This window comes from Coleofasciculus sp. F4-SAH-05 (genome assembly GCF_040222985.1).
Taxonomy (GTDB): Bacteria; Cyanobacteriota; Cyanobacteriia; order Cyanobacteriales; family Coleofasciculaceae; genus Coleofasciculus; species Coleofasciculus chthonoplastes.
On sequence record NZ_JAVKBY010000101.1, the window covers coordinates 1 to 21,274 of the forward strand.

Below are 21,274 nucleotides of genomic sequence, written 5' to 3' on the forward strand. Positions count from 1 at the left end.
AGTTTTCTAGGTTCTGTAGGTCGTGCCGAACAAATAAATGCCGCCGTACCTGTCGGAATTCTACCAAAATTGTTAGTGTTTCGCAGTCCCCCACCTAAATCTTGCGATTTTAGATGGGGACTGCGCTCAACTTTTGTTCAAAGCGAATCAGTCACCACACCTCATTTTACCTGGATTGAATGAAATGAGAGGAGGGCGGGTTTTGTATCCCAGTTAGGGAAAATAATCAATAATTATCCCTAAACCCGCCCCTACCTGGATCTAGGTAAATGACATAAGACGTAGCTTGCTTCTTTTGGGGAAGCGAGTATGACAAATGACAAATGACGAATGACGAATGACCATTAATTACCCTGGCAATTTTCCCTTCAAAATTTCCAGAGCATCCCAACGCCGATCAGTTGGCTTAGTGCTATCATTCTCATCCATGACAATTCCTGGACAGTTGGCGTCACATAACTGTCGAGGTGGAATTTCTAGACACAATTGCTCATAAAGCCAACTATTGGGATCAAAATACCCTTGGGGATGTAAAGTTTCCACTAACTCCTCCAAGGGCGTTTCTCGTTCCAAGATACCCAGCTCCTGTTGCTCGGCGGCTTCATCTAACCAAACCAGTTCCGATACATCCGCGCTTAACCGATGATTGTACTGCTGCAAACATCGGTTACAGGCTAGGGTAATAATCGTTTCGGCTTGCGCCGAGACTTCTAAATAATTCCCTTGATGCTTAACTTGCAAGCCTCCTCGCACAGGCGTTAGCGTTTCTAAATCGGGCAGGAATTCTTTGACCTGAATCACCTCGGTTTGCTCTGGTAATTTAAGCAATCCAGGAATATAAATTACTTCCATGATGCCACTCCTTTGCTGCCAACAAGCCACCCCTACCCCCGATTTTAAACCCTAATCCTTAGTTAAGGACGCAGACGCACCACCAAGCGACGGTTTGGTTCTTGACCCTGACTGTGGGTTTCTAAATCTTCGCATTCCTGGAGCAACGTATGCACTTGACGGCGTTCTGCGGCGGAGAGCGATCGCAATTCATAATCTTGACCCGTCTCCCGTACTTTCTGTGCCGCCTGATCTGCCAGTATCCGGAGTTCCTCTTGACGCTGTAGACGGTAACCATTGAGTTCAACGGTATACGCCGCCTGATCCGCTAATGGCTTACCGAGGTTAAGCGTTGCATTTGCCAGATACTGTAGCGCATCAAGTACCTTACCATTAACGCCAATCAGGGTTTGAATCTCTGCCTCAGTCAATTGGCTTTGATCAATGGTTAACCAGTAGTTGGCTTTACTATCTTGGTTCTCATCAGTGACTTCCACTGTTGCCGACACATTGGATAAGCGTAGCAACTCTTCTAGCCACTGTTGACCCCGCTGCTGATTACTCATAGCTAACTTGACGCTTTTTTCTTGGAACGTTTCGGTTCAAATGGCAGTGATTCTCGCCCTTCGCCGGACTTGTCCTTGGATTGGGTTTTCTGTTCCGCTTTTTCTTGCTCCTCAACCATTTTTTGGATATTGTCCGGTAGGGGTTCTCGCATCAAAATGAAGGATTGCAACGTCTGAAAAACGTTAGCAATCACCATATACATCAACACCCCGGCGGGTAAGGGGAAGAAGAAGAACATCCCGGAGAATAAAACTGGCGTAATCTTATTCACCGTATTTTGCTGGGATGAACCACTAGGAGCATTTTGACCCGTGAGAACCTGGTTCACATACAAACTCACGCCAAAAAATAGAATCATGCCCACAATATCCAAGTGGATTTCGCCATCATCTCCAAAGGCACCCACTCGCCCTAAGGCATTAATAAATAGGAATCCTCGCTCCGCCGCCAGTCCGGGAATCGTCGCCTTTAGGGTTACATCACCCGGTGCTAAGGCTTCCAGGGTACCATCTTTGGCAAAATGTACCTTGTCTTCCCCTTTGGTGATTTCCCATTTAGGCACAATTTTGGTGTCTGGATATTCCTTCTCCAGGGTACTGAGGGATTTCCCTTCAACGGATTGAAAGTCGATTGGGGTTTTCTCCCCCACCACTAACCGATTACCACTGGGTAAGACAGCGGCGACGGGTGAATGAACCCCATCGGCAAAGTAAATATTTTGGGGTTTAGTGGCAAAGGCTTGGGGCTGGATGAACTCCATTTTCTCCCGGGGAAAGATTTGCACATCCACCGTGTAGTTTACATTAGAAAACGGTGATCCCCGCAATGTGGCAAATAGGGCAAATAAGACAGGCATTTGCAGCAGCACAGGGAAACACCCGGCTAGGGGATTACCAAACTCCTGGAAGAGTTTGCTCATCTCCTCTTGTTGTTTTACCTTGTCATCGCCATAGCGTTGCTGAATTTCCTCTTGCCGCTTTTTCATTAAGGGTTGGGTAATTCGCATGCGCCTCATGTTGCGAATGGAGCCTGCGTTCAGGGGATAGAGAGCAAAGCGAATTACCAGGGTCAGTGCCACGATGGCAAGACCGTAGCTAGGCACAATCCCGTAAAAGAAATCCAGGATTGGCAGCATGACGTTGTTGGAAAGAAACCCGATACCAAAATCCATTCGTATAAAGTCAACCTAGGCGCTGTAACGTTTTCTGAATCTAATTTATCGAATATTGGCGGCAATGGGAGGCAATATCCCGCAATTGCCCCGGCGATTCTCCACGCTTTCACCCCAGGGGGAGGCTTTCAGGCGATCGCCGTCTTGGGCAGCCCAAAGAAATTCAATGGGGAAATGTATCCAAACATACAGAAATTTGGCAAAAATTTCTAATCAGGTTGGCGCTCCTTCAACTTAGAGTTGTCTGAACGAGGTGAGGAGTTCAATTATTCCCTACACCCGACGCCCACGAACATTGCTCCCTTGCTCACTGCCGCTATACTTTAAGCCTTAACGGAATCTAGAGGTTTACCCGTTTTGGCAGAAACTTTTTCACCGATATAATCGTAAATTTCGCGAAACTGAGGCATAGCCCGCAGTTCTAAACGGCTACCATCTTTCAGGATAACCACAATATCGCCCCACAGACCGATACCACGGGGAACTTTCCGCAGTTGGGCAATTTCAGAGTAGATAATATCCGTGCGATCGCGCCCTTGCCATCCTCCTGTCACCGAAATGCGACGAGTTGTCACCCGATAGCGCAGCCATAACGCCCGCACAACCGCCCCAATGGTTAAGGGCAGGGCGATAACCGTGAACCCCAACAAAATGTTTATAATCAAGTCACCGATATGGGGACCCCCCTCATAATAGGTTTCTTCTTTAATGCCCATTTATTACCTCAGCATCTACCAATAACTGCTCTAATTCTTGCAAAAATTGAGCATATTCGCACTCCAAGGCGCTGGGGCGCACTCCAACTATGACATGCCAACCGGGTGTAAGTCGCGGCAATAATTGGCGCAAAGCGGCTCTAATTCGCCGTTTCAGGCGATTACGGATAACGGCTTTTTTACTGACTTTTTGGCTAACGGAAATACCGATACGAGTGGGGGATGGAGTAGGAGGATTGACCTGTGAGTTGTCTGAACGGAGTCCATCTTCATGGTTAACCCTAGGCAAATGTAACCCGCGCACGGTTAAATGACGTCCATAGCGACGAATTCCCTTTTGGTATACTGCCTTAAAATCTCGCCAATGCTTAAGTCGATGCTCTTGAGGCAACAATTGTTATTTGTCCTTGGTCATACTCACTCCCTTTCAAGAAGCAAGCTACGTCATTTGTCCTTGGTCATTCGTCATTTGTCAGGGAAGGGGCGATAGGGCGCATGATCAAGCACCCTACCCGAATCAACGCCTAACAGTCAGTCCTAAACCTGGACACGATTAACACTACACAGCTAAACGATAACGTCCTTTACTGCGGCGGGCTTTAATCACAGTTTGACCGTTTTTGGTTCGCATGCGGGCGCGAAATCCTGATTTGCGTTTTTGCTTGCGGTTACTACCGCCTAATGTTCGTTTTGTCATTGTTTATTGTTTATCCTGCTACATCTTCAAATAGAAAGTGAAAGGAGTTATATTCCTTTCCCCAGTTCACCAAAGAGTCACGATCTATTATCGTAGCATTTCAATAGCCTAACTAACTGTAACAATCCAGGTTCCCACATAACGGGGTAGAGGAACATCACCGGTAGTCCACACTAGACATTCAAAGTAGAACGTACCGCCGAACCGAGGATTTTTCAAATTAGACAAGACGATTTCCACCTTCTCTTGGGCGGGAATTGGCTCCTGCATATAAATCTGAAGCTGGTAATTGTCTTTATCCCAGTTCACCTCAGCAATGGGTAGGGATTCGCCATTAACCCTAACTTCCACGCGATCGGGATCAAATTTTCCGGTGTAATAATCGGGATAACGTAGGTCAATCTGCTGCACCGATAATTCCATCTTTTTCTGCGGAATCCTCAGTTTCAATCGATCCCAAGCCGCAGCACGACCCCCAAAGTCGAAATGATACCTCAGAATGTTTTCCCGTTCCACCCCGCTAAAAATCGTCAGCCCAGGATTACTCTGAGCCAATGTCCGAAGGGCTACACCCGTGAATAAACAGCCTGTTAAGGCAACGGCTGAAACGAATCGTCCTAACGGAGATTTGCTGATAAACATAAGAGAGAAACCTTTGGCTGTACTAAAACTAAGCTTGTTACTAAACTTTACAATCTTTGACTGTAGCAGATTTACGTCATGTTGTAGTCCGGCGATGGTACAGACGCTTAAAAGATAGCAAAAGTGCCTTGGCTTATTTCCCCCAGATCCAAGAGCTTCCCCTGCTCCCACTCACCACAACACTTATTCAGCAAGTTCTAATTGGCTTGACTCTCAGCTTTGACTCAGCTAAAGTGTCTGGCAGCTTCTAGTCATCCCTTTAGTGCGTCTTCGTCGTATCTGTAGTTAAATATACACAAATTTTGAAAAAAGCTGCTCATACTTCTGATTATTCCCCAAAAATGGATATCTATGTTAGGTAATGAGCCAGATTGTCGAATTAATCGACATTTATCTAGGTATATTGAGTGGGGGAATGTGATCATGCTTGTAATTTAATAGTTTAGGCGGATGAAGATAGGAAGATGGGTTTATGTTTTTTATCAAAAACTTCTCTATATTCAAGTGATATGTACGATAGCTAAATTAATTGTTCAAGTCGGTAATAGGTAGTTTGTTGATAATAAACTAAACTGTATTGAGTTTTGTAAATAGCCCACAACCCCTTACCTAAACGAATGACTTAGCTGGCTTCTCAAGATAAGCAAGGATAACGCTCTTAGTTGTTCATCTACCACTACCACACGCACAGGTGGCAACCCTAACAAAGAGGTTAACTCTCAGGCAAATTCTATTAGCGAGTTGGGATGAAACGTCTCACCAACGTAGTAGGGAGAAAAAACTTCACTCAATCGTCCTCAAGACAGACGAATTTTCTCAGCCAAAGATCGATTAGATAGTGTTGATGCAAAAGGAAGGCACAAGGGCTATCATGTCATAAAAATACGACCTTCGTACATAAGGCATTAGCCTAACGACCAAGGCATAGTTTTTTCGGTTAGTCTATAAGGAGTTTTCATGAAAATAGCACTGGTTAAAGAAATTGAAGTGGGCGAAAATCGGGTCGCCCTGATTCCGGATACTGTTGCCCGGTTGGTCAAACAGGGCTTAGAGATTTGGGTGGAAAACGGTGCAGGAGAGGCATCGTTTTTTAGCGATCGCACTTATGAGGAGGCAGGAGCTACCCTAGTCTCAGATCCAGGTAAACTCTGGGGTGAAGCTGATGTCATCCTGAAAGTGGGCATTCCCAAGGATGATGAAATTAACCAGATGCGGGAAAGCTCAACACTAATTAGCTTCCTCAGTCCCCTCGGTAAGCCAGAGGTTGCCCAGAAACTGGCACACCGTAAGGTGACTGCCTTCAGTATGGAGTTGATTCCCCGTACCAGTCGCGCCCAGAGTATGGATGCGCTGTCTTCCCAAGCTGGGGTAGCCGGGTACAAAGCGGTACTAATTGCCGCCGCCGCGTTACCGAAATTCTTCCCCATGTTAACCACAGCAGCGGGAACGATCAAACCCTCAAAAGTGTTTATCCTGGGTGCAGGCGTCGCTGGACTGCAAGCGATCGCAACAGCCCGACGCCTAGGTGCTATGGTAGAAGCCTTTGATATTCGTCCAGCGGTGAAGGAGGAAGTACAAAGTCTGGGAGCCAAGTTTGTTGAGGTCGATCTCCAAGAAGATACCGTGGCTGAAGGGGGATATGCCAAGGAAGTCTCTGACGCCGCGAAGCAGCGCACCCAAGAGGTGATCGCGGAACACGTCAAGCAGGCAGATGTGGTGATTACCACCGCCCAAGTTCCCGGCAAAAAAGCGCCCGTACTGGTGACGGAGGAGATGGTTGAGCAAATGAGTCCGGGTTCAGTGATCGTGGATCTCGCCGCTGAACAAGGTGGAAACTGTGCCGTTACTGAAGCTGGAAAAGATATCGTTCGTCATGGCGTAACCGTTATCGGTCCAATCAATGTCCCCGCGTCTATGCCCACCCACGCCAGCCAGATGTACGCCAAGAATATCTCAACGTTATTACAGTACCTGGTCAAAGAAGGACAGTTACAACTCAATTTTGAGGATGATATTGTAGACAGCACCTGTATTACCCACGCTGGTGAAATTCGCAATCAGCGGGTGAAAGATGCCCTCTCTCAAATGAGTACAACTGTCTAGGTGTAGGTATAGGTTAGGTTCCGTTAGAACCATGAACCCCGAAAAAGGAGAAAAAGATGACTACCACATTCATTGCCAGTTTATTTGTCTTTGTCTTAGCTGCCTTTGTTGGTTTTGAAGTGATCAACAAAGTGCCACCCACCCTACATACTCCCTTGATGTCTGGGGCAAATGCCATTTCCGGGATTGCCGTCATCGGCGCATTACTCATCTCCGGATCGAAGGAATGGAATGTCACCGTCATTTTGGGTTTAGTCGCTGTCGTACTCGCCACGGTTAACGTGGTGGGCGGTTTCCTGGTGACGGATCGAATGTTGCAAATGTTTAAGAAATAAGTGAGGTGAGAACATGACCGACTTTCTACCGACTGGGATTGAACTGACGTATTTAGTCGCAACTGGATTATTTATCTTTGGGCTGAAGAAGCTGGGATCACCCGCAACAGCACGCCAAGGAAACGTTTGGGCGTCAGTGGGGATGCTGCTAGCTGTGGTGTCAACGCTGCTGAACCAACAGGTCTTAAATTATCAAATGATTCTGGTGGGAATCGCCATTGGTGCTGTGATTGGTGTGACGGCAGCGTATAAAGTGGCGATGACTGCCATGCCTCAGATGGTAGGCTTGCTGAATGGGTTGGGTGGTGCCGCCTCAGCCTTAGTCGCGATCGGGGAATTTTGGCGCTTGCTGAGTACAGGTCAAGGTGTACCCTTAGGGTCTACGATTACCGTGATTCTGGGTGTGCTAATTGGTGGCGTCACCCTCACCGGCAGCTTTGTGGCATTTGGCAAGTTACAGGGGTTGATTACGGGTAAACCAGTCAAGTTTCCCTTGCAGCAACTATTTAATGCCTTACTCCTGATTAGCTTTTTAGTCTGTAGTGGCTACCTCTTAGTGACACCGGACAATACAACCATCTTTCTGTCAATGGTGGGTATCTCCTCAGTGTTAGGGATTTTCTTTGTCCTACCCATTGGCGGCGGCGATATGCCTGTGGTGATCTCACTGCTGAACTCGTTTTCCGGGTTAGCGGCGAGTGCAGCGGGTTTTGTCGTGATGAACGATATGCTGATTGTGGCAGGAGCATTGGTTGGGGCTTCGGGTTTAATCCTGACCAATATTATGTGTAAGGCGATGAACCGTTCCCTAGCCAACGTGCTATTTAGTGCCTTTGGTAGCGGTGAGGCTCAAGGCGGTGCTGGTGGTGCTGTTGGTGTCGGCGACAAGGTTGTCCATAGCATCGATGCTGAAGAAGGAGCAATGATGTTGGGCTATGCCCGCTCTGTGGTTGTTGTTCCGGGTTATGGGATGGCAGTGGCTCAGGCACAACATACCGTGCGCGAATTAGCGGATCAGCTTGAAAAACTGGGCGTTGAGGTCAAATACGCCATTCACCCGGTTGCGGGTAGGATGCCGGGACACATGAATGTACTCTTAGCCGAAGCGAATGTCTCTTATGACTATCTCTACGACATGGATGACATCAATCCTCAGTTTGATAATACTGATGTTGCTCTCGTCATTGGTGCCAATGATGTGGTGAATCCAGCTGCTCGCAGCAATAGCAGTAGTCCGATTTACGGGATGCCGATTCTTGATGTCGATAAGGCAAAACACGCGATCGTGATTAAGCGAAGTATGAACGCGGGCTTTGCTGGTATTGAAAATGAGTTGTTCTATGGCGATAAGACGATGATGCTATTTGGTAGCGCTAAGGATGTTGTGGGGCAGCTTGTGGCTGAGGTGAAGCAGCTTTAACCGACAATTATCGTTTTTTGCCACCCGAATGTGATGAAACCCGCCTCCACAATTGAATCAGGGCGGGTTTTGTTGAACTGTTATCGGTGACTAGCACAATTGAGTCCCTAAACCCGCCCCTACACCCACCCCTAAAATTGAATCAGGGCGGGTTTTGTTGAACTGTTATCGGTGACTGGCGCAATTTAGTCCCTAAACCCGCCCCTACAGAACATTCAACCCCTATCCAGAAATGTCGGTTGGGTAATCGGTGTGAACGGCTTCTAGCTTCATCACAATTTTCGGCTTAAGTTTCTCAAGCTCTTGCTTGAGAATTCGTTTACTGAGCTGAGGCTGAGTGCTGGGCATCGCTGCATGGCTGGCATTTGCCCAATCTAGGAGTAGTTTTCGCTGAGTTGAGGCAATGGTGGCGGTCATCACGTTGGCGCAGCGTTGCGGTTCAGTCAGGGCAAAGAATAAAATCCGGTAGTTTCCTGATTCTCCTAAAATGCGGATCACTTTTTGACCCATGGCTGTTTTCAGATCCAAATAACAGGTTAGCCAACGAGCGCCATGTTGCCGATTGTGCAGGGCTGTAATCCATAACACCATGGGATGGGGAGACATCAGAAATAGGAATTGGTTATAGCGGGTGCTAATGCGGCGGTTTTCAATATCGTCCTTGGTTAGCATTACCCAAAGGGTGGCTAATAGTTCCTGACTGGTACGAATAATATGGGGAAAAACAATCGAGGCTTGGGGTTTGTTTTTGGGCCAAAACGTTTGTAAGCAGAGGTCTTCAATAGAACGAGCGGGAGGCTTCTGGGCGGGTTCTTCGGCTCGGGGTATTTTCGAGAGTACAGCACCAATCCGCTGACCGAGTTGTCGTCCTTGACCAAAACGCTGTTCTAAGGGTTCTAATGTCTGAATGACTTCCTCAATCGTTTGCGGGCGATCGCTGGCTTCTTTTGCCAGACAACTCATCACCAGATTTTCTAAGGCTTTGGGCAATTTCAAATCCGGTTTCGCGGTTTCAAAGCGGCGGGGTGGGTTGAAGTGATGGGCTTTGTACCACCCGCCAAAGGAATTCGATTCGCCCACAATCGGCATTTCGCCGGTGAGCATCTCAAACATCATCACGCCCAGACTGTAAATGTCAGAGCGGTTATCCAGTTCCCGCCCTTCCATTTGCTCGGGGGAACAATAGGCTAATGTCCCCATAAAGGAATGTGTTTGCTCGCTGTTGGACTGGATCAGCTTGGCAATGCCAAAGTCGAGAATTTTCACCAGTTCTCCGAAGGAGGCGTCTTCAACCACCAGAATATTGCTGGGTTTAATATCTCGGTGAATAATTGGGCTAAGTTCACCTTCGATCACGATTCCTTTATGAGCGCATTGCAGTCCTAAACTAATCTGACGGCTAATATTGAGAAACCGAGGTAAGGGTATGGTTTGATCGCGAATGATTTCACTTAAGCCATTGCCTTCTAGGAATTCCATGACGTAAAACGAAATATCATTTTCATCCACGCCATAATCCCGGACGCGCACGATATGATTACTTTTTTCCCCAAGTAGCGCACAGATCGTCGCTTCTCGCTCAAAGCGATCGCGCATTTTTTGGTTGAGCAAGGTTTGGGATAGGAATTTGACAGCGACAATAACGCCGCCAAGTAACATATCTTTAGCTTTATAAACTTGACCCATAGCGCCCTGACCTATCAATCCAATGAGTTGATAGCGGTTGGCGAGTATGCGACCATGATTAGGGTCTTTTGTCATGATTGGTTTAGTGAGAGCTTGGAGCAGTTGTGAACGATACTTATTTACCAGTTTGACCCAAGCGCAATTCGGCAAGCAGCATCAAACAGGAACTAGACCCAATAACTCACTCGGTTACTCGTTCCATTGTGCCATTGTGACCAGCTATAGTTCATCTGGAGCCACACCTGTGGTAAACCGAAATCCGTTAACTCAATACGTTTCATAAGTCAAGGATAACTTAGAATTGATCAGTCTATCCCGGACTATATCCTGCTACGCTAACACACGAAAAGCAGGTAAAAGGTCACAGATTTTTAGGAAGGTCAAATCCCAGTGAGTGATTTTATCAAAATACCTCCAATGTAGGAAACTCCGTGTCTTTCAACCGGAGAGGAATATAAGCAGAACGGTTCTAACTAAGCGTGAAGGATCGAAGCCCCATTACTTTAGTACGGGGTGCTGAGTGTTGATACTTCACACTTTATACTTCTGATTATAGGCTTGTGCTATCCAGGCTGTCGTTCTAGCGTTGCTTCCATTGTGCTGGTCAGATAATGACCCGCCATGATGCTACTGGAGAGGTAGTAGGTATTATCATCAAGTTGGTGTCGGGTTTCAAAACCACTACGTCTCTGACGATCGCTTAAAACCCAATAGCGTTGCACAATGGATTCTGGAGCGATCCAACCTTCGCCCTCAACACGACCCAAAACACTATGCTGTAAGACGAAGGTATACTGCCGTTCTCCGGCATCAAGACGCCCCCGATATTGGAAAGAAATATCTTCACGCTCATCGTCGGGAAAAACCAGCTTGGTTACCATCGTAAACCAGTTTTCTCGACCCCAGGCAACAATTGTTTTCCCTCTAACGCTTAGAAGCGATCCATTGCGCTCCAGCCAATTTCCCTGGAGTGTCCAGCGTCCTGCCTCCATTAAAAAGGTGTGAGCCACAGCGTTACCCTTTGCCTCTAATCGAATAGTGCTGGTTGAATTTGTCCTCAACTATGGCACAATGCCTGACCAAGCAGATTGCCAAAATCGTAGTCATTAGGATAAAAAAATAGGCAATTGTGTTTCAGTATTTAGTGTAATCCCAAGTGGACAAGAAATGCTGGATTCTCCGTTAATTATTTAAGATGGCGCGATATTACCCAAAGGTACCGCCTGCTTCGCGCCCGTAACTGGTGGGAGATTCCCGCAAATGCCCAAGTCTCGCCAATAGGCTAAAACGGCAAAGGCGATCGCTTCTTTGAAATCTCCGCTCACCCCAGCCTCATCCGTTGTTTGTATCTGTACGGATTGTAACCGGGAATGCATGCGCTGTTTGAGATAAAGATTGCGGCTACCCCCACCACATACGAATATCTGATCAGGCATCTTCGGTAAAAAGCGACGATAGCTGTCCTCTATAGACGCGACGGTGAGTTCTGTCAGGGTTGCCAATAGATCAGCCGGACTCAGAGAATAGGCTTGACTCTCGGCAATACTTTGGTGTAGATAATCCCAGCCGAATAATTCTCGCCCTGTGGATTTAGGCGGGGGTTGCTGGAAAAAGTCATGGGTTAACCATTTGTTAAGTAGGGGTTGACAAACTGTACCTTGTCGCGCCCAGTTCCCGTCTTGGTCATAAGATTGACGTCCCTGGGTAAAATGCTGCACGGCTAAATCCAACAGCGTATTTCCCGGTCCTGTATCCCAACCACTGACCAACTCTAACCAATTTCCTTGGCAGGGAGGGAGGTAAGTAACATTACCAATTCCGCCGATATTTTGGATACATCGTTGCTGAGTCGGGGAGGAGAGCAAACAAGCATCAATTTTGGAGACTAAGGGCGCTCCTTGACCCCCAACCGCAATATCAGCGACACGGAAATTACTGACCGTTTTAATTCCTGTGGCGTCAGCAATAACCTCTCCCCGCCCTAATTGAAGACTATAGCCTAAAGGGGTGTAGGGGGGTGGAGGGGCACAGGGGTGGAGAGGTGGGGGAGCAGGGGGACGATGGTAAACGGTTTGACCGTGGGAACCGATCAGTGTAGCGGCGGGTGGGTGGTGTTTTTGGATGGCTTGGGCGGCTTGAGCAAATTGTCGCGCGATCGCATCATCTAATCCAGCGAATTCTGCCATCGATATAGAACCACCCGCACAGAGATTAAGGATTTGCGATCGCAGTTGTTCCGGGTAGGGGTAAGTCTCTCCCGCCAATAACTCCACAGTTAAATCGGACTCGGAACCCGCAATCTCCACGAAAGCCGCATCAATTCCATCAACTGACGTACCACTGATTAATCCAACGACGCGAGTCATAGTTTTTGCTGGGGGAGATGGGGGAAGCTGGGGGAGATGGGGAAGCTGGGGGAGATGGGGAAGCTGGGGAAGTTAACTCAAAACTCTACCTTACCTGTTCCCTGTTCCCTGTTCCCTGTTCCCTGTTCCCTCCGCTCACCACAACACTTATTCAGCAGCCCCTACTTATGCCGTTATAGATTTTACCAAGATCTGGCATTTTCTCGAAAAAAAAAACCTCAGCCGTGAGGCTAAGGTTTATAACCAGGGTGCATCTACCTTTTTTTCCTACAGCATGGACTTGATCCGATCAGGAAAAATCCTCAGTCTGGCAGATTAAGCTTGAACAAGCGTTCTCACTCATCGCGATCGCACCCTAACCCTTTGAGCCGTTTCGCTCGTCTCACCCGCACCAGGGTATCGTCACTACCACTAGCGATGAGAATATTTCTCTTCAAAACATTTATATCCACACTATTGAATGTTTTGTTTCTCAATGACCGACCCACTTCAATACCACTTACATAATTTTCTGCTCGTTTACCCCTAGTGGTTAGGGGCCACAGCATCATTCGTCCATCATCGCCGCCACTAGCTAAGTAACAACCCCCATTACTCAAAGCCACAGATCGTACCGCTTGACCGCCATGACCATTCGACCATTGGTCAATAATTTCACAGGACGGTTGACCCTCAACCAAACAGGATTCCATATTCCACAAGGTAATATAGCCTTGATTGTCAGCCGTTGCCATTAGATAAGGTTTCATATCAGCAACATCAATACTGAAAATATAGTCATCCTGACCCCCTTCACGATAGGGTATAGGAATTGCCACATTATCTGGGTTGGGTAAATTCCAAATGGCTAAGGTGTTAAACCGTCCAGCAACCACTAAATTTTGATTACCTTGTCCCACAAAATTTAAGGCATATATGGCGAATTTGAATCGTCCGCTACGTAGGGGTTCAACATTGCCATTCACTCCCGCATCGGCTTCGCCTAAATTTTGTTGAATGTCCCACCCAAGTACCAAACCACTGCCGTGACCACTAAACAGGTAGCGGGAGTCATCTGTAAACTCTAATGCCAACACTCGATCATCTTTTTCCTGGGAAAAAGACATCATTAATTTTGGAGTTTCTGCCAATAAATTCAACAGTTGAATCTCACCATTTTCTAACCCTGTCGCCACCACGTTATTATCGACTGGTTTATAACGAATAACCCGCACAGCTTTACCTGTATCGGCAATCTCCTCCACTTCTGGATTAGCAAAGGGGTTAAAAAAACCATCGACTCGCCATTTAATTAAAGTTTCGTCATTAGATCCACTGACAACATTCTGGCTCATGCCATTAAATTGCACCGAATTCACCGCCGCTTGATGCCCAAAAAACTTATTATCGGGATTGAGCCAAGATAGCCACCAGATAAAATATAAAAGCAGCAATCCTCCACCTAGGAGTAACCAAGTTGGAATAATCGGATAAACATCGAGTCGTAACAGTTGGCTAGCCGGATTGGTATTCCCTAAACGCTGATCCGATAATGTCGCCAATGCTTCTAAAGAAAGTTCTTTTTTCCGACCCCATAAATGGCGTCTGGCTTGAACTCTAAGCGGCGCTTGAGCCGTTTGAACCGGATTCAATTCGGCGGGTTTATCCGGCAATTCTAAGGTACATTCCTTTTTATCTTCACCCTGAATATTAACAGTAACCTGTTGCTGAATATTGCTATGATTCTCAAATTCCAAGGTGTAGGGAACCGGGGAATTACGCCAGTTGGGTATCCAAGGGCGTTGGGCGGGAATTTGCTGCTGTTTGGGAGTGGCGCTAAACTCAACCAATCCCATCGGTAAAACTTCCAGCGTACCTTCCACTTGGGCGGGAGAACCATGGCGATGAGTCGCCGCGATCGCAAAGGGATAAATCCGACTGGGCGCTTGGGAAATGTCAGGAATTTGGCAAATAAATGTTTCAGTGACTTGTCCGTTTGGAGGTAGATATAATTGGCGTTCGGTTCCATCGACAATCCAGGTTGGATCTATGCCTGAAAAGTTTAACGTAACATGGGTTTCTAATTGACTGGGATTATAAACCCGTACCGGAATTTCCTGCTGACTTGCGGGATATTCTTGAAACTCCCGTACTGGCAGATCCAATTTTAACGGAATTGAACCCGTACCCTGTTCTAGAATTAACCGCAATACTTCTCGGTCTTCATCCGGGAGTTCCATGGAAAAGACACGCACCGTTAGGTTCATCAATCCGACAAACCCGGGAACAGGATTATCGATAATCGCCACCTGAAAATGGGTGACATCACCCGGCGGCTTTTTAGTCCCCACTTCTGGGGAGATCGTGTACCAATCCGGAAGCCGATCATCATCAACTCCAGCCGCCGTTACTTCCACCTGAAAACTAGCAAAGCGCTCGCTATCATTAACGACTTTAACTTCAAATGAAGCAGGTAGACCTCCTGGCTTAAATCGAAGTTGTTTTGGGGAAACCGTTGTATCAATTAAATTATCTACCATTATTGTCCTTCCTTACTCCCGAACCTCCCCCAGTTTCCTTGTTCCCTGTGACACACCGAGCGTGTTACCGAGCGAAGCGTTCGACTGAGCGCTCACGCCGAAGTCCGAGGTAAGTCGAGGTGTTCCCTGTTCAACACCCTACATTAACTTATCAAACAGCTCATCTCGACGCGATCTATCTGACGGTTGTGATGGATTGGAAGGGTGGGAAGGGCTTGATGTCGTAACTGTTGGTGGTGGCTGCTGTCCACGGGTTAGTTGTCGGCGACGCCAAGCTAAATGCAAAATATTAATCCCTATTTCCTGAGCTGTACGGATCGCTTCACGGGAAAGAACTTGCTTTTCATTGATTCCCCAAGCCTCCGATAAGTTACCGATCTCGACAATAATTCCGCCACCCCTTAAAATTTGAATCGGCTTTCTATTGATACGAGGTGTCGTGGCAAAGAGAAAGGGTTGAGTCCGCAGTAAGTCGTGACGGTCTAATTTTTCCAGTGGCGTTAACTGGGTTCCTATACTTTGGGCAAACTCTTGGAATCGACCCGCGATCGAATTCTTGCGTCTGGCTAACTCTGTAGCAATCATCTCTCGTTCACTAACAATATCTTGTCGGCATTGCTTTAATCTTGTATCCGTATCAATATTGGGGTTATCATCGATTTGGGTTAGCGCCTGTTCGAGTTCTTGGTAAATGTTGCTCAGGTCTTTAATCGCATTGCCTTGAATCCAATGCTTTAATCCTGCCGAGGCTTCGACTAAAAGTGTACCTCCTGCCTTTAAATACTTTCGCAGCACCTCAAATTCCGATTCCCCTAACACCTGAACTTGGCGATCGATCATGAAAAATAAATCATACTCTAAAATAGCTTGTAACTCTGCCGAGTGTAAACTAAATTGTCCAATTTCATCCCTCCCCTGGAGAGCAGGGTAAAGTCCAGTGGTTGATTGTAGAAGATAGGAAAGATTCGATAAAATACGCTCATGTTCATAGTTATCCACAGCTAGCCCTTTGTACATGGCAACGTGAACGCTCGCCAGAGGTCGAGCTTGGGGCTGAAGACGGTAGCGCAAGTCCAACTGGTTATAGCTAGGGGAGAAAATATTGACGGGCGCTTCCAGTTTAACGGGTCCTGCTTTCAGAAGAATTCGACAGAGTTCAACATCCCCCTCCGTGGGTGGATTTGCCTTTTCATTAATCCGAAATGTTTCGACGATTCTATCGATAACTCTACGGGTGCGTAATTCTGCGGGATCTCTAAATTTAACCACCAAATACACTATCAAGGGTTTTCCTGAAGTCGCTTCTGAAGAAATCCGATAGGACATGGGTTCTGGCACTACGATAAAATTGCCAAATAAATCAATCGCAAGTCCCGGTTGAATTTCCACCCAACGTTCATCTCGGTATTTCGCCACAACCTCAGCGGGGGCGGGAATGATATGTACCCCCAACCCGAAGACAATTCCGGGCTGATGTAGAGATTGGTAAAAGGTACTATGATACTGGCGATGATAGTAGTGAGCTAACTGCCAACGTTGGGCATCAATCAGTAAGCCGTCTGTGACATGGAGACGTTCAAATTGTTGGAGAGATGGGGGAGGGAAGTGGTTAGTCATTTGTCATTTGTCATTCGTTATTCGTCATTTGTCATTTGTCATTTGTCATTTGTCATTCGTCATTCGTCATTTGTCTTATGTTATTCAATATAGAGTTCATAAGTACAAAAGGCAGGTTTTTCTTGTTGAATAATTTGATGGACTAATAATTCGTCAATTTTAGTCGGGGGTTCAGGGCGCAGTCGGACAATGAAATGATACGGTTGTCCGCCACCAATCAGGGAGTCTTCATTTAGGTGGGTGTTCCCCATCATAAATCCCTGACCAAACACTTCTTGAATACAAATATGCTTTTGATGTTCGGGAAGATGGTCATCCAAGGGTAAATCCGTAAATAGATGCAGGTAAAACCGTAATCCCCGGCGCGTCCCTCGCCAGCGATAAATCTCCATCGCCTGACGAATCAGATAGCGCTGTCGCTGTAGGCTTAAGGCGGGGTTGAGTTGCCAACCTACCCAATGTGCCAGAAAGGGTAGAAGGGTTTCTGGTGTCATTAAGGGGTCGAGATACGCCCATAAAGCCTCCAGGGATTGTAATGTGGGTTCAAAGGCTTGTTCAAAAATTTTCAGAAAGCGACCGATAAAATCGACTTCTTGATAAATTTCGGGTACAAAGTTTAGATATAAGCTACGAGGGCGAACATAGAGATTAAAGCTTGCTGATTCAATATGTTTGCTCCCCGTTCCCGATTGGCTGGAATAGACATAAATCTGACCGCGATAATCGAGGCGGTGAGAGGGTTTAGTGTCCCAATCCTGATTAGACTCAAAGAAATCGGCTGGCATATAAAAGCGAATCACCGCTTCCATGCGCCCACCAGCCAGAAGTTCCTGCCCTTCCATACCCAAACGATACCATTGGGAGGGAAAATCTCCCTGGATATTAATATCTAAGTCTAAGGTTTGGTTGCTGAGGTTTTCCAGTTCCAGCAGCAGTTCACTCGGTTCTCCCGGATAGAGGGTAAGGTAGCACCCGCGACGTTCTGTTTCCCGTTTGGCTTGGCTGAGTAAAGGTGCGGCAGACTCGCTTGACCCGGCAATCGGCTGAGGGGTGACCTCTGGCAACTGCATGGGGGTTAGTTGTAGACGTAAGGGTAATATATCGCGAGCTTGTGTCATACTAAATCCAGGTTAACTCCCCCCGTTTTTGTAAGTCGGTGGGGACAATTAACGTTAACGGTGGGGATCGTCATTCGTCATTTGTCATTCGTCATTCGTCATCCGTCATTCGTGTAACTTCATCATCAAATTTGGTATTCTACCTTACTTAATCCGAGCCACTCTACATGGTTCTGTCAGTGTATCTAATTGCATGAACTATGGAGTGATTATAGCAGTGAATAACGACGGTTCAACTCAGTCGGTTAGTGAAAATAAACTCAACCCTATTAAGTTGTGTAAATACCTCTCAAACCCTTACAGAAGAAGTAGCTTACTCCTCAGGGGAAGTTGTAGTCAGGTTGCCTGCAACGTCTGGAACAACTGATGCGTCCTAGTGGAGAATGCGCGACTCCAATTCTGCTCACTGCAACACTAATTCAGCAAGTCCTATTGAGTTCTCTGTGTCAATCTGTGTCCCTCACTATTCAATTTTCTGTCTGTACCCTTTCCTTACCTGTGTCTTCTGTGTTTTTGTCAATCCCTTGTAATAATTTTTATCGTAAGTTGAACAAAATACATGCGTTCAAGGGAAGGTTGGCTGGGAGATGAAAACCAGTAATTATACAAAGTTTTACCAAGATTCAATGGGTTTAGCTATATCGAAATTATTTTTGGCGACAAAGTACCCACCATAGATAGTATACCTGAAAACCGCACATCCGGCTCACAATGGCTGAATTCCCTGATCATTCGTAGATTATTCCTGAAAAGGCGTCAAAAACGAGAAATTATGATGTTTTGTTAAGACATCAAACGGATTTAAATATTCAAACCTTTTTTTGGGAAAGAATAGTTTGAATTATCAGAACTTGACAGGTTTCGCCGAAACAACCTTAAGGAAAGTCAAAACTATGTCAGTAGCGAAGGATACGGAAAGGGTAAAGTGGTATGTCGTGAATAGTCGTCGTTATCTGATGAGTGCGATCGCCCAGGTACGACAGGCCCTGATTTGTCGGGTAGAGCAGCGTCAGGGGAAGGAGACGGAGATGATCGCGTATGGGTTAGAATGAAGTGCGATCGCCCTTCTCAATTCACACTTATGTAATCAAATTAATCACATGACCAGAGCGTAATCGATTATTATGCCAGGAACAGATTAGACCCAACGGACCAGGATCAATAACAGGGGTTCGCGGCAAGGTTCGCATCCAATTTTGTCCCTGACGCCGTAATTCAAATAGCTGGACTGCCCCTAAATACTGTACCCCAGGAACGCTTTGCAATAAGGTGACAATATCAGATGAGTAAACTGGGCGACCAAAAGACCACCCTTTACCCTCTGAACCCCCAGTTAAAGGATTGAGAAAGCGATAGAGTGCGGTTTGTAGTTTCAATAGTATTTCTTGTTGGGCACGGGGATTATTATAAGCTGTATCGAGAGCCACTTCTGTTTGTACCGCAACCCCAACGTAATTGGGTTGGCTACAGAGGATTTCCACACCGAGTAACCGTCGTTCATTGAGATAACTCAACACTCGCTCGGTGAGTTGTGGGGTCAGGGTTAAGAAGTCTGGGTCAATTCCTTCACCGCGCTCAATCCCATCGGTATTGGCGTTGGGTACAAGCAGCAGACGTACTCGTCCGGCGTCTTCTTTGAGAATTGGCGATAAGCATAACACGCGAGCAATAGAACCGCCTCCGGCTTCCATGGCTAGGTATTCAAAATCTTCGCGAGTAACAGCGCGATCGCGTGTTCTCAGGAGTCGCGGTACCCGGATCACGGCTTGTTCTAGGGATTCAGCATCAGCGCCATTCCGGGCGGGAGAATAGTTAATCACGTTCGCCACATAAGGAACGGCGGATTTGAGGACTTGAATCGCGCCCCGTTGTACGTTACCATGTTGACCGCCCCCAATGCGATAGGCAACCATTTGGATCACAGCACCTCTAGGGGGAACCGCGCCATATTGACGTTCCATCGACTGCATCGCCGCGCCCTCCCGTCGTTCTACCCCGCTATTTCTACCACTGACTAAACTGAGCATTTGCGACGGGACTCTCTGGGAACGGGAACGCCACCGCGTTTGTTCTTGCAGTTGAGAGGGTTCTCGTAATAGGGGACCAAATTGAATCATGCCAGTAATCGCATCAATGGTATAGTGCAGGTCTTCTGGACCTGAATCGGCAAAATCATTGACTTCTTGCCAGATTTGTGGTAAACCTCCAGGTGGAATCACCAGAATATGTTCCTCATCCCGGCGCGGTAAAATTCCCCGTCCTTGGAGTTGAAAGGTTTGACCGGGATTTCCATCACTTTCGCCGAGAATTTCATTACGAATCGTCGTACATTGGGTGACTTCCACTGTACCGCCAATCGACCGGACATCTAAACCAACGATGCGCGGGGAACGAATATAACCGGGTTGATTGAAGTGGGGTTCGGTGTAAATACAGCGCAGCCAACGTCCCTGATAGGTAACAAATTGGGTAACGGGTAAACGTAGGGGCAAATGCAGGACAACATCCGCCCCTTGTAACGGATCACCCCCTTGACGGATCAGTTCGCTGAAACTAAATCCTTTGGTACTATCATCCGCTTCTTGTAGCAGGATAGGTTCCCAAAACATACCATTCCAGGCTTGCCAAAGGCGAGGGGGATATTCGGGATTAATCCCAGTGGAGGTAGCGGCTTCACCTCTAATGCGGAGGGCGATAACATTGCCTTCGATGGGTTGATCCCCCTCAAAGACAAGATAAAAGCAATTTCCCGTTTGGGGTTGTTCATTAAAAATAGATAATTCCAAGCCCTCCCATTCGCCACTGGGTCGCTGATTCCAAGTTCCCACAAAGCGATCGCGCAGGACTTGGGGTTGGTCGTCAGCGGTGTCGGATGTGAGAAAATGGCGGATACTGGGTTTAGCAATCACCAGAGGGCGATCGGTGCTAAAAATAATCGCATCGTCGGCTTGGGTGCGTACCGTCGCCACTTCGGTTCCCGTGGGAATTGTGTAGGCTTCGGGGAGAGACGAACTCAGATAAAACGTTTGTTGGGTTTGCGCCGGGGTTGGGGCTTGCAGGCGAATCCCCAGTAATTCCAGAAAGGTAACATAGTTACGCCGGGGGACTTGATTGAACCGCAGCAACATTTGGTCAGTTAACCAGGCGAACAGTTCAATCAGCGTGATTCCTGGATCACTGGGGTTGTAATTTGTCCATTCTGGACAGTAGCGGGGAATGCGGAGGATACACTCTTCCACCAAATCCTGAAACGCGCGATCGTCTAAATCAGATTTTGGTAATTTCGGTAAAAAATCAAATTCCATAATTTGTCATTTGTCATTTGTCATTTGTCATTTGTCAGGGGTACACACAATTGTAGGGGCGCAAGGCTTGCGCCCTTGCTCATGTACTTGCGCCCTTGCTCATGTACCTCACAACACCGATAAATGCTGTAATTCATCAAAAAATGCACCACAATCTACAAAATCATTCCTTTTGTACGGG

The 21,274-nt window shown here is 47.0% G+C and carries 23 protein-coding genes; 8 read left to right on the top strand and 15 right to left on the bottom strand.

Going from position 1 to position 21,274, the window contains the following annotated elements; translation table 11 throughout:
- Positions 1–183 (top strand): hypothetical protein (locus RIG27_RS13170; RefSeq protein WP_446344286.1); only part of this gene is annotated, 183 nt, incomplete at its 5' end.
- A 43-nt stretch (positions 184–226) separates the two neighbouring features.
- On the opposite strand, the gene RIG27_RS13175 is transcribed toward RIG27_RS13170, so the two are convergent.
- The 6 genes from RIG27_RS13175 to rnpA form a co-directional block, all read right to left on the bottom strand.
- The gene (locus RIG27_RS13175; RefSeq protein WP_446345769.1) at positions 227–391 is read right to left on the bottom strand and encodes a hypothetical protein; all 165 of its coding nucleotides are present in this window, start codon (positions 389–391) and stop codon (positions 227–229) included.
- Complete coding sequence (locus RIG27_RS13180) at positions 349–852, bottom strand: YceD family protein (protein ID WP_446345771.1); 504 nt, start codon at positions 850–852, stop codon at positions 349–351. The genes RIG27_RS13175 and RIG27_RS13180 overlap by 43 nt, the downstream gene beginning before the upstream one ends.
- A 62-nt stretch (positions 853–914) precedes the next feature.
- Positions 915–1,397, bottom strand: a complete 483-nt coding sequence (locus RIG27_RS13185; RefSeq protein ID WP_446345773.1) for a Jag family protein — start codon at positions 1,395–1,397, stop codon at positions 915–917.
- Between the two features lie 2 nt (positions 1,398–1,399).
- Positions 1,400–2,569 (bottom strand): membrane protein insertase YidC, encoded by a 1,170-nt coding sequence (gene yidC, locus RIG27_RS13190; protein ID WP_446345775.1) that lies wholly within the window; start codon positions 2,567–2,569, stop codon positions 1,400–1,402.
- A 323-nt stretch (positions 2,570–2,892) separates the two neighbouring features.
- Entirely contained in the window at positions 2,893–3,285 is a 393-nt protein-coding gene (locus tag RIG27_RS13195) for a PH domain-containing protein (RefSeq protein ID WP_446344294.1), read from the bottom strand.
- Positions 3,275–3,679: a ribonuclease P protein component gene (rnpA, locus tag RIG27_RS13200; RefSeq protein ID WP_446345778.1), complete on the bottom strand. Its 405-nt coding sequence runs from the start codon at positions 3,677–3,679 to the stop codon at positions 3,275–3,277. The genes RIG27_RS13195 and rnpA overlap by 11 nt, the downstream gene beginning before the upstream one ends.
- Positions 3,680–3,692: 13 nt before the next feature.
- Here rnpA and RIG27_RS13205 point away from each other — a divergent pair, with 13 nt between their 5' ends.
- Positions 3,693–3,842 carry a hypothetical protein gene (locus RIG27_RS13205; RefSeq protein ID WP_446345780.1) on the top strand — a complete coding sequence of 50 codons (150 nt, stop codon included), beginning with the start codon at positions 3,693–3,695 and terminating at the stop codon, positions 3,840–3,842.
- A 2-nt stretch (positions 3,843–3,844) separates the two neighbouring features.
- On the opposite strand, the gene rpmH is transcribed toward RIG27_RS13205, so the two are convergent.
- Both rpmH and RIG27_RS13215 read right to left on the bottom strand, forming a co-directional pair.
- On the bottom strand, positions 3,845–3,982 hold the full coding sequence (gene rpmH, locus RIG27_RS13210; protein WP_446344298.1) for a 50S ribosomal protein L34: 138 nt from the start codon (positions 3,980–3,982) through the stop codon (positions 3,845–3,847).
- A 108-nt stretch (positions 3,983–4,090) separates the two neighbouring features.
- On the bottom strand, positions 4,091–4,624 hold the full coding sequence (locus RIG27_RS13215) for a DUF2808 domain-containing protein (protein ID WP_446345782.1): 534 nt from the start codon (positions 4,622–4,624) through the stop codon (positions 4,091–4,093).
- A gap of 56 nt (positions 4,625–4,680) precedes the next feature.
- On the opposite strand from RIG27_RS13215, the gene RIG27_RS13220 reads away from it, so the two are divergent.
- From RIG27_RS13220 to RIG27_RS13235, 4 genes are all read left to right on the top strand, one after another.
- Positions 4,681–4,875 carry a hypothetical protein gene (locus tag RIG27_RS13220; RefSeq protein ID WP_446345784.1) on the top strand — a complete coding sequence of 65 codons (195 nt, stop codon included), beginning with the start codon at positions 4,681–4,683 and terminating at the stop codon, positions 4,873–4,875.
- A 706-nt stretch (positions 4,876–5,581) separates the two neighbouring features.
- Positions 5,582–6,727, top strand: a complete 1,146-nt coding sequence (locus RIG27_RS13225; RefSeq protein WP_446345786.1) for a Re/Si-specific NAD(P)(+) transhydrogenase subunit alpha — start codon at positions 5,582–5,584, stop codon at positions 6,725–6,727.
- Positions 6,728–6,783: 56 nt separating this feature from the next.
- A complete protein-coding gene (locus RIG27_RS13230; RefSeq protein WP_006105018.1) occupies positions 6,784–7,062 on the top strand; it encodes an NAD(P) transhydrogenase subunit alpha in 279 nt (92 codons plus the stop codon).
- A 13-nt stretch (positions 7,063–7,075) separates the two neighbouring features.
- Positions 7,076–8,482, top strand: coding sequence for an NAD(P)(+) transhydrogenase (Re/Si-specific) subunit beta (locus RIG27_RS13235; protein ID WP_446345788.1), 1,407 nt, complete (start codon positions 7,076–7,078; stop codon positions 8,480–8,482).
- 222 nt (positions 8,483–8,704) lie between these two features.
- On the opposite strand, the gene RIG27_RS13240 is transcribed toward RIG27_RS13235, so the two are convergent.
- From RIG27_RS13240 to RIG27_RS13250, 3 genes are all read right to left on the bottom strand, one after another.
- Positions 8,705–10,243, bottom strand: coding sequence for a serine/threonine protein kinase (locus RIG27_RS13240; RefSeq protein WP_446345790.1), 1,539 nt, complete (start codon positions 10,241–10,243; stop codon positions 8,705–8,707).
- A 488-nt stretch (positions 10,244–10,731) separates the two neighbouring features.
- Entirely contained in the window at positions 10,732–11,178 is a 447-nt protein-coding gene (locus tag RIG27_RS13245; protein WP_446344309.1) for a hypothetical protein, read from the bottom strand.
- Positions 11,179–11,358: 180 nt separating this feature from the next.
- Complete coding sequence (locus RIG27_RS13250) at positions 11,359–12,534, bottom strand: anhydro-N-acetylmuramic acid kinase (protein ID WP_446345796.1); 1,176 nt, start codon at positions 12,532–12,534, stop codon at positions 11,359–11,361.
- Between the two features lie 5 nt (positions 12,535–12,539).
- Between RIG27_RS13250 and RIG27_RS13255 the strand changes: the two genes are divergently transcribed.
- Positions 12,540–12,713: a hypothetical protein gene (locus RIG27_RS13255; RefSeq protein WP_446345798.1), complete on the top strand. Its 174-nt coding sequence runs from the start codon at positions 12,540–12,542 to the stop codon at positions 12,711–12,713.
- A gap of 156 nt (positions 12,714–12,869) precedes the next feature.
- Here the strand turns inward: RIG27_RS13255 and RIG27_RS13260 are convergent, their stop codons facing one another.
- The 3 genes from RIG27_RS13260 to RIG27_RS13270 all read right to left on the bottom strand — a co-directional run bounded on the left by RIG27_RS13260 (position 12,870) and on the right by RIG27_RS13270 (position 17,788).
- On the bottom strand, positions 12,870–15,053 hold the full coding sequence (locus RIG27_RS13260; RefSeq protein ID WP_446345800.1) for a hypothetical protein: 2,184 nt from the start codon (positions 15,051–15,053) through the stop codon (positions 12,870–12,872).
- Positions 15,054–15,191: 138 nt separating this feature from the next.
- The gene (locus RIG27_RS13265; protein WP_446345802.1) at positions 15,192–16,670 is read right to left on the bottom strand and encodes a hypothetical protein; all 1,479 of its coding nucleotides are present in this window, start codon (positions 16,668–16,670) and stop codon (positions 15,192–15,194) included.
- Positions 16,671–16,750: 80 nt separating this feature from the next.
- Positions 16,751–17,788 carry a phage tail protein gene (locus RIG27_RS13270; RefSeq protein ID WP_446345804.1) on the bottom strand — a complete coding sequence of 346 codons (1,038 nt, stop codon included), beginning with the start codon at positions 17,786–17,788 and terminating at the stop codon, positions 16,751–16,753.
- An 893-nt stretch (positions 17,789–18,681) separates the two neighbouring features.
- Here RIG27_RS13270 and RIG27_RS13275 point away from each other — a divergent pair.
- Complete coding sequence (locus tag RIG27_RS13275; protein WP_446345806.1) at positions 18,682–18,840, top strand: hypothetical protein; 159 nt, start codon at positions 18,682–18,684, stop codon at positions 18,838–18,840.
- 27 nt (positions 18,841–18,867) lie between these two features.
- On the opposite strand, the gene RIG27_RS13280 is transcribed toward RIG27_RS13275, so the two are convergent.
- Positions 18,868–21,093, bottom strand: a complete 2,226-nt coding sequence (locus RIG27_RS13280; RefSeq protein WP_446345808.1) for a putative baseplate assembly protein — start codon at positions 21,091–21,093, stop codon at positions 18,868–18,870.
- Between the last annotated feature and the right edge of the window lie 181 nt (positions 21,094–21,274).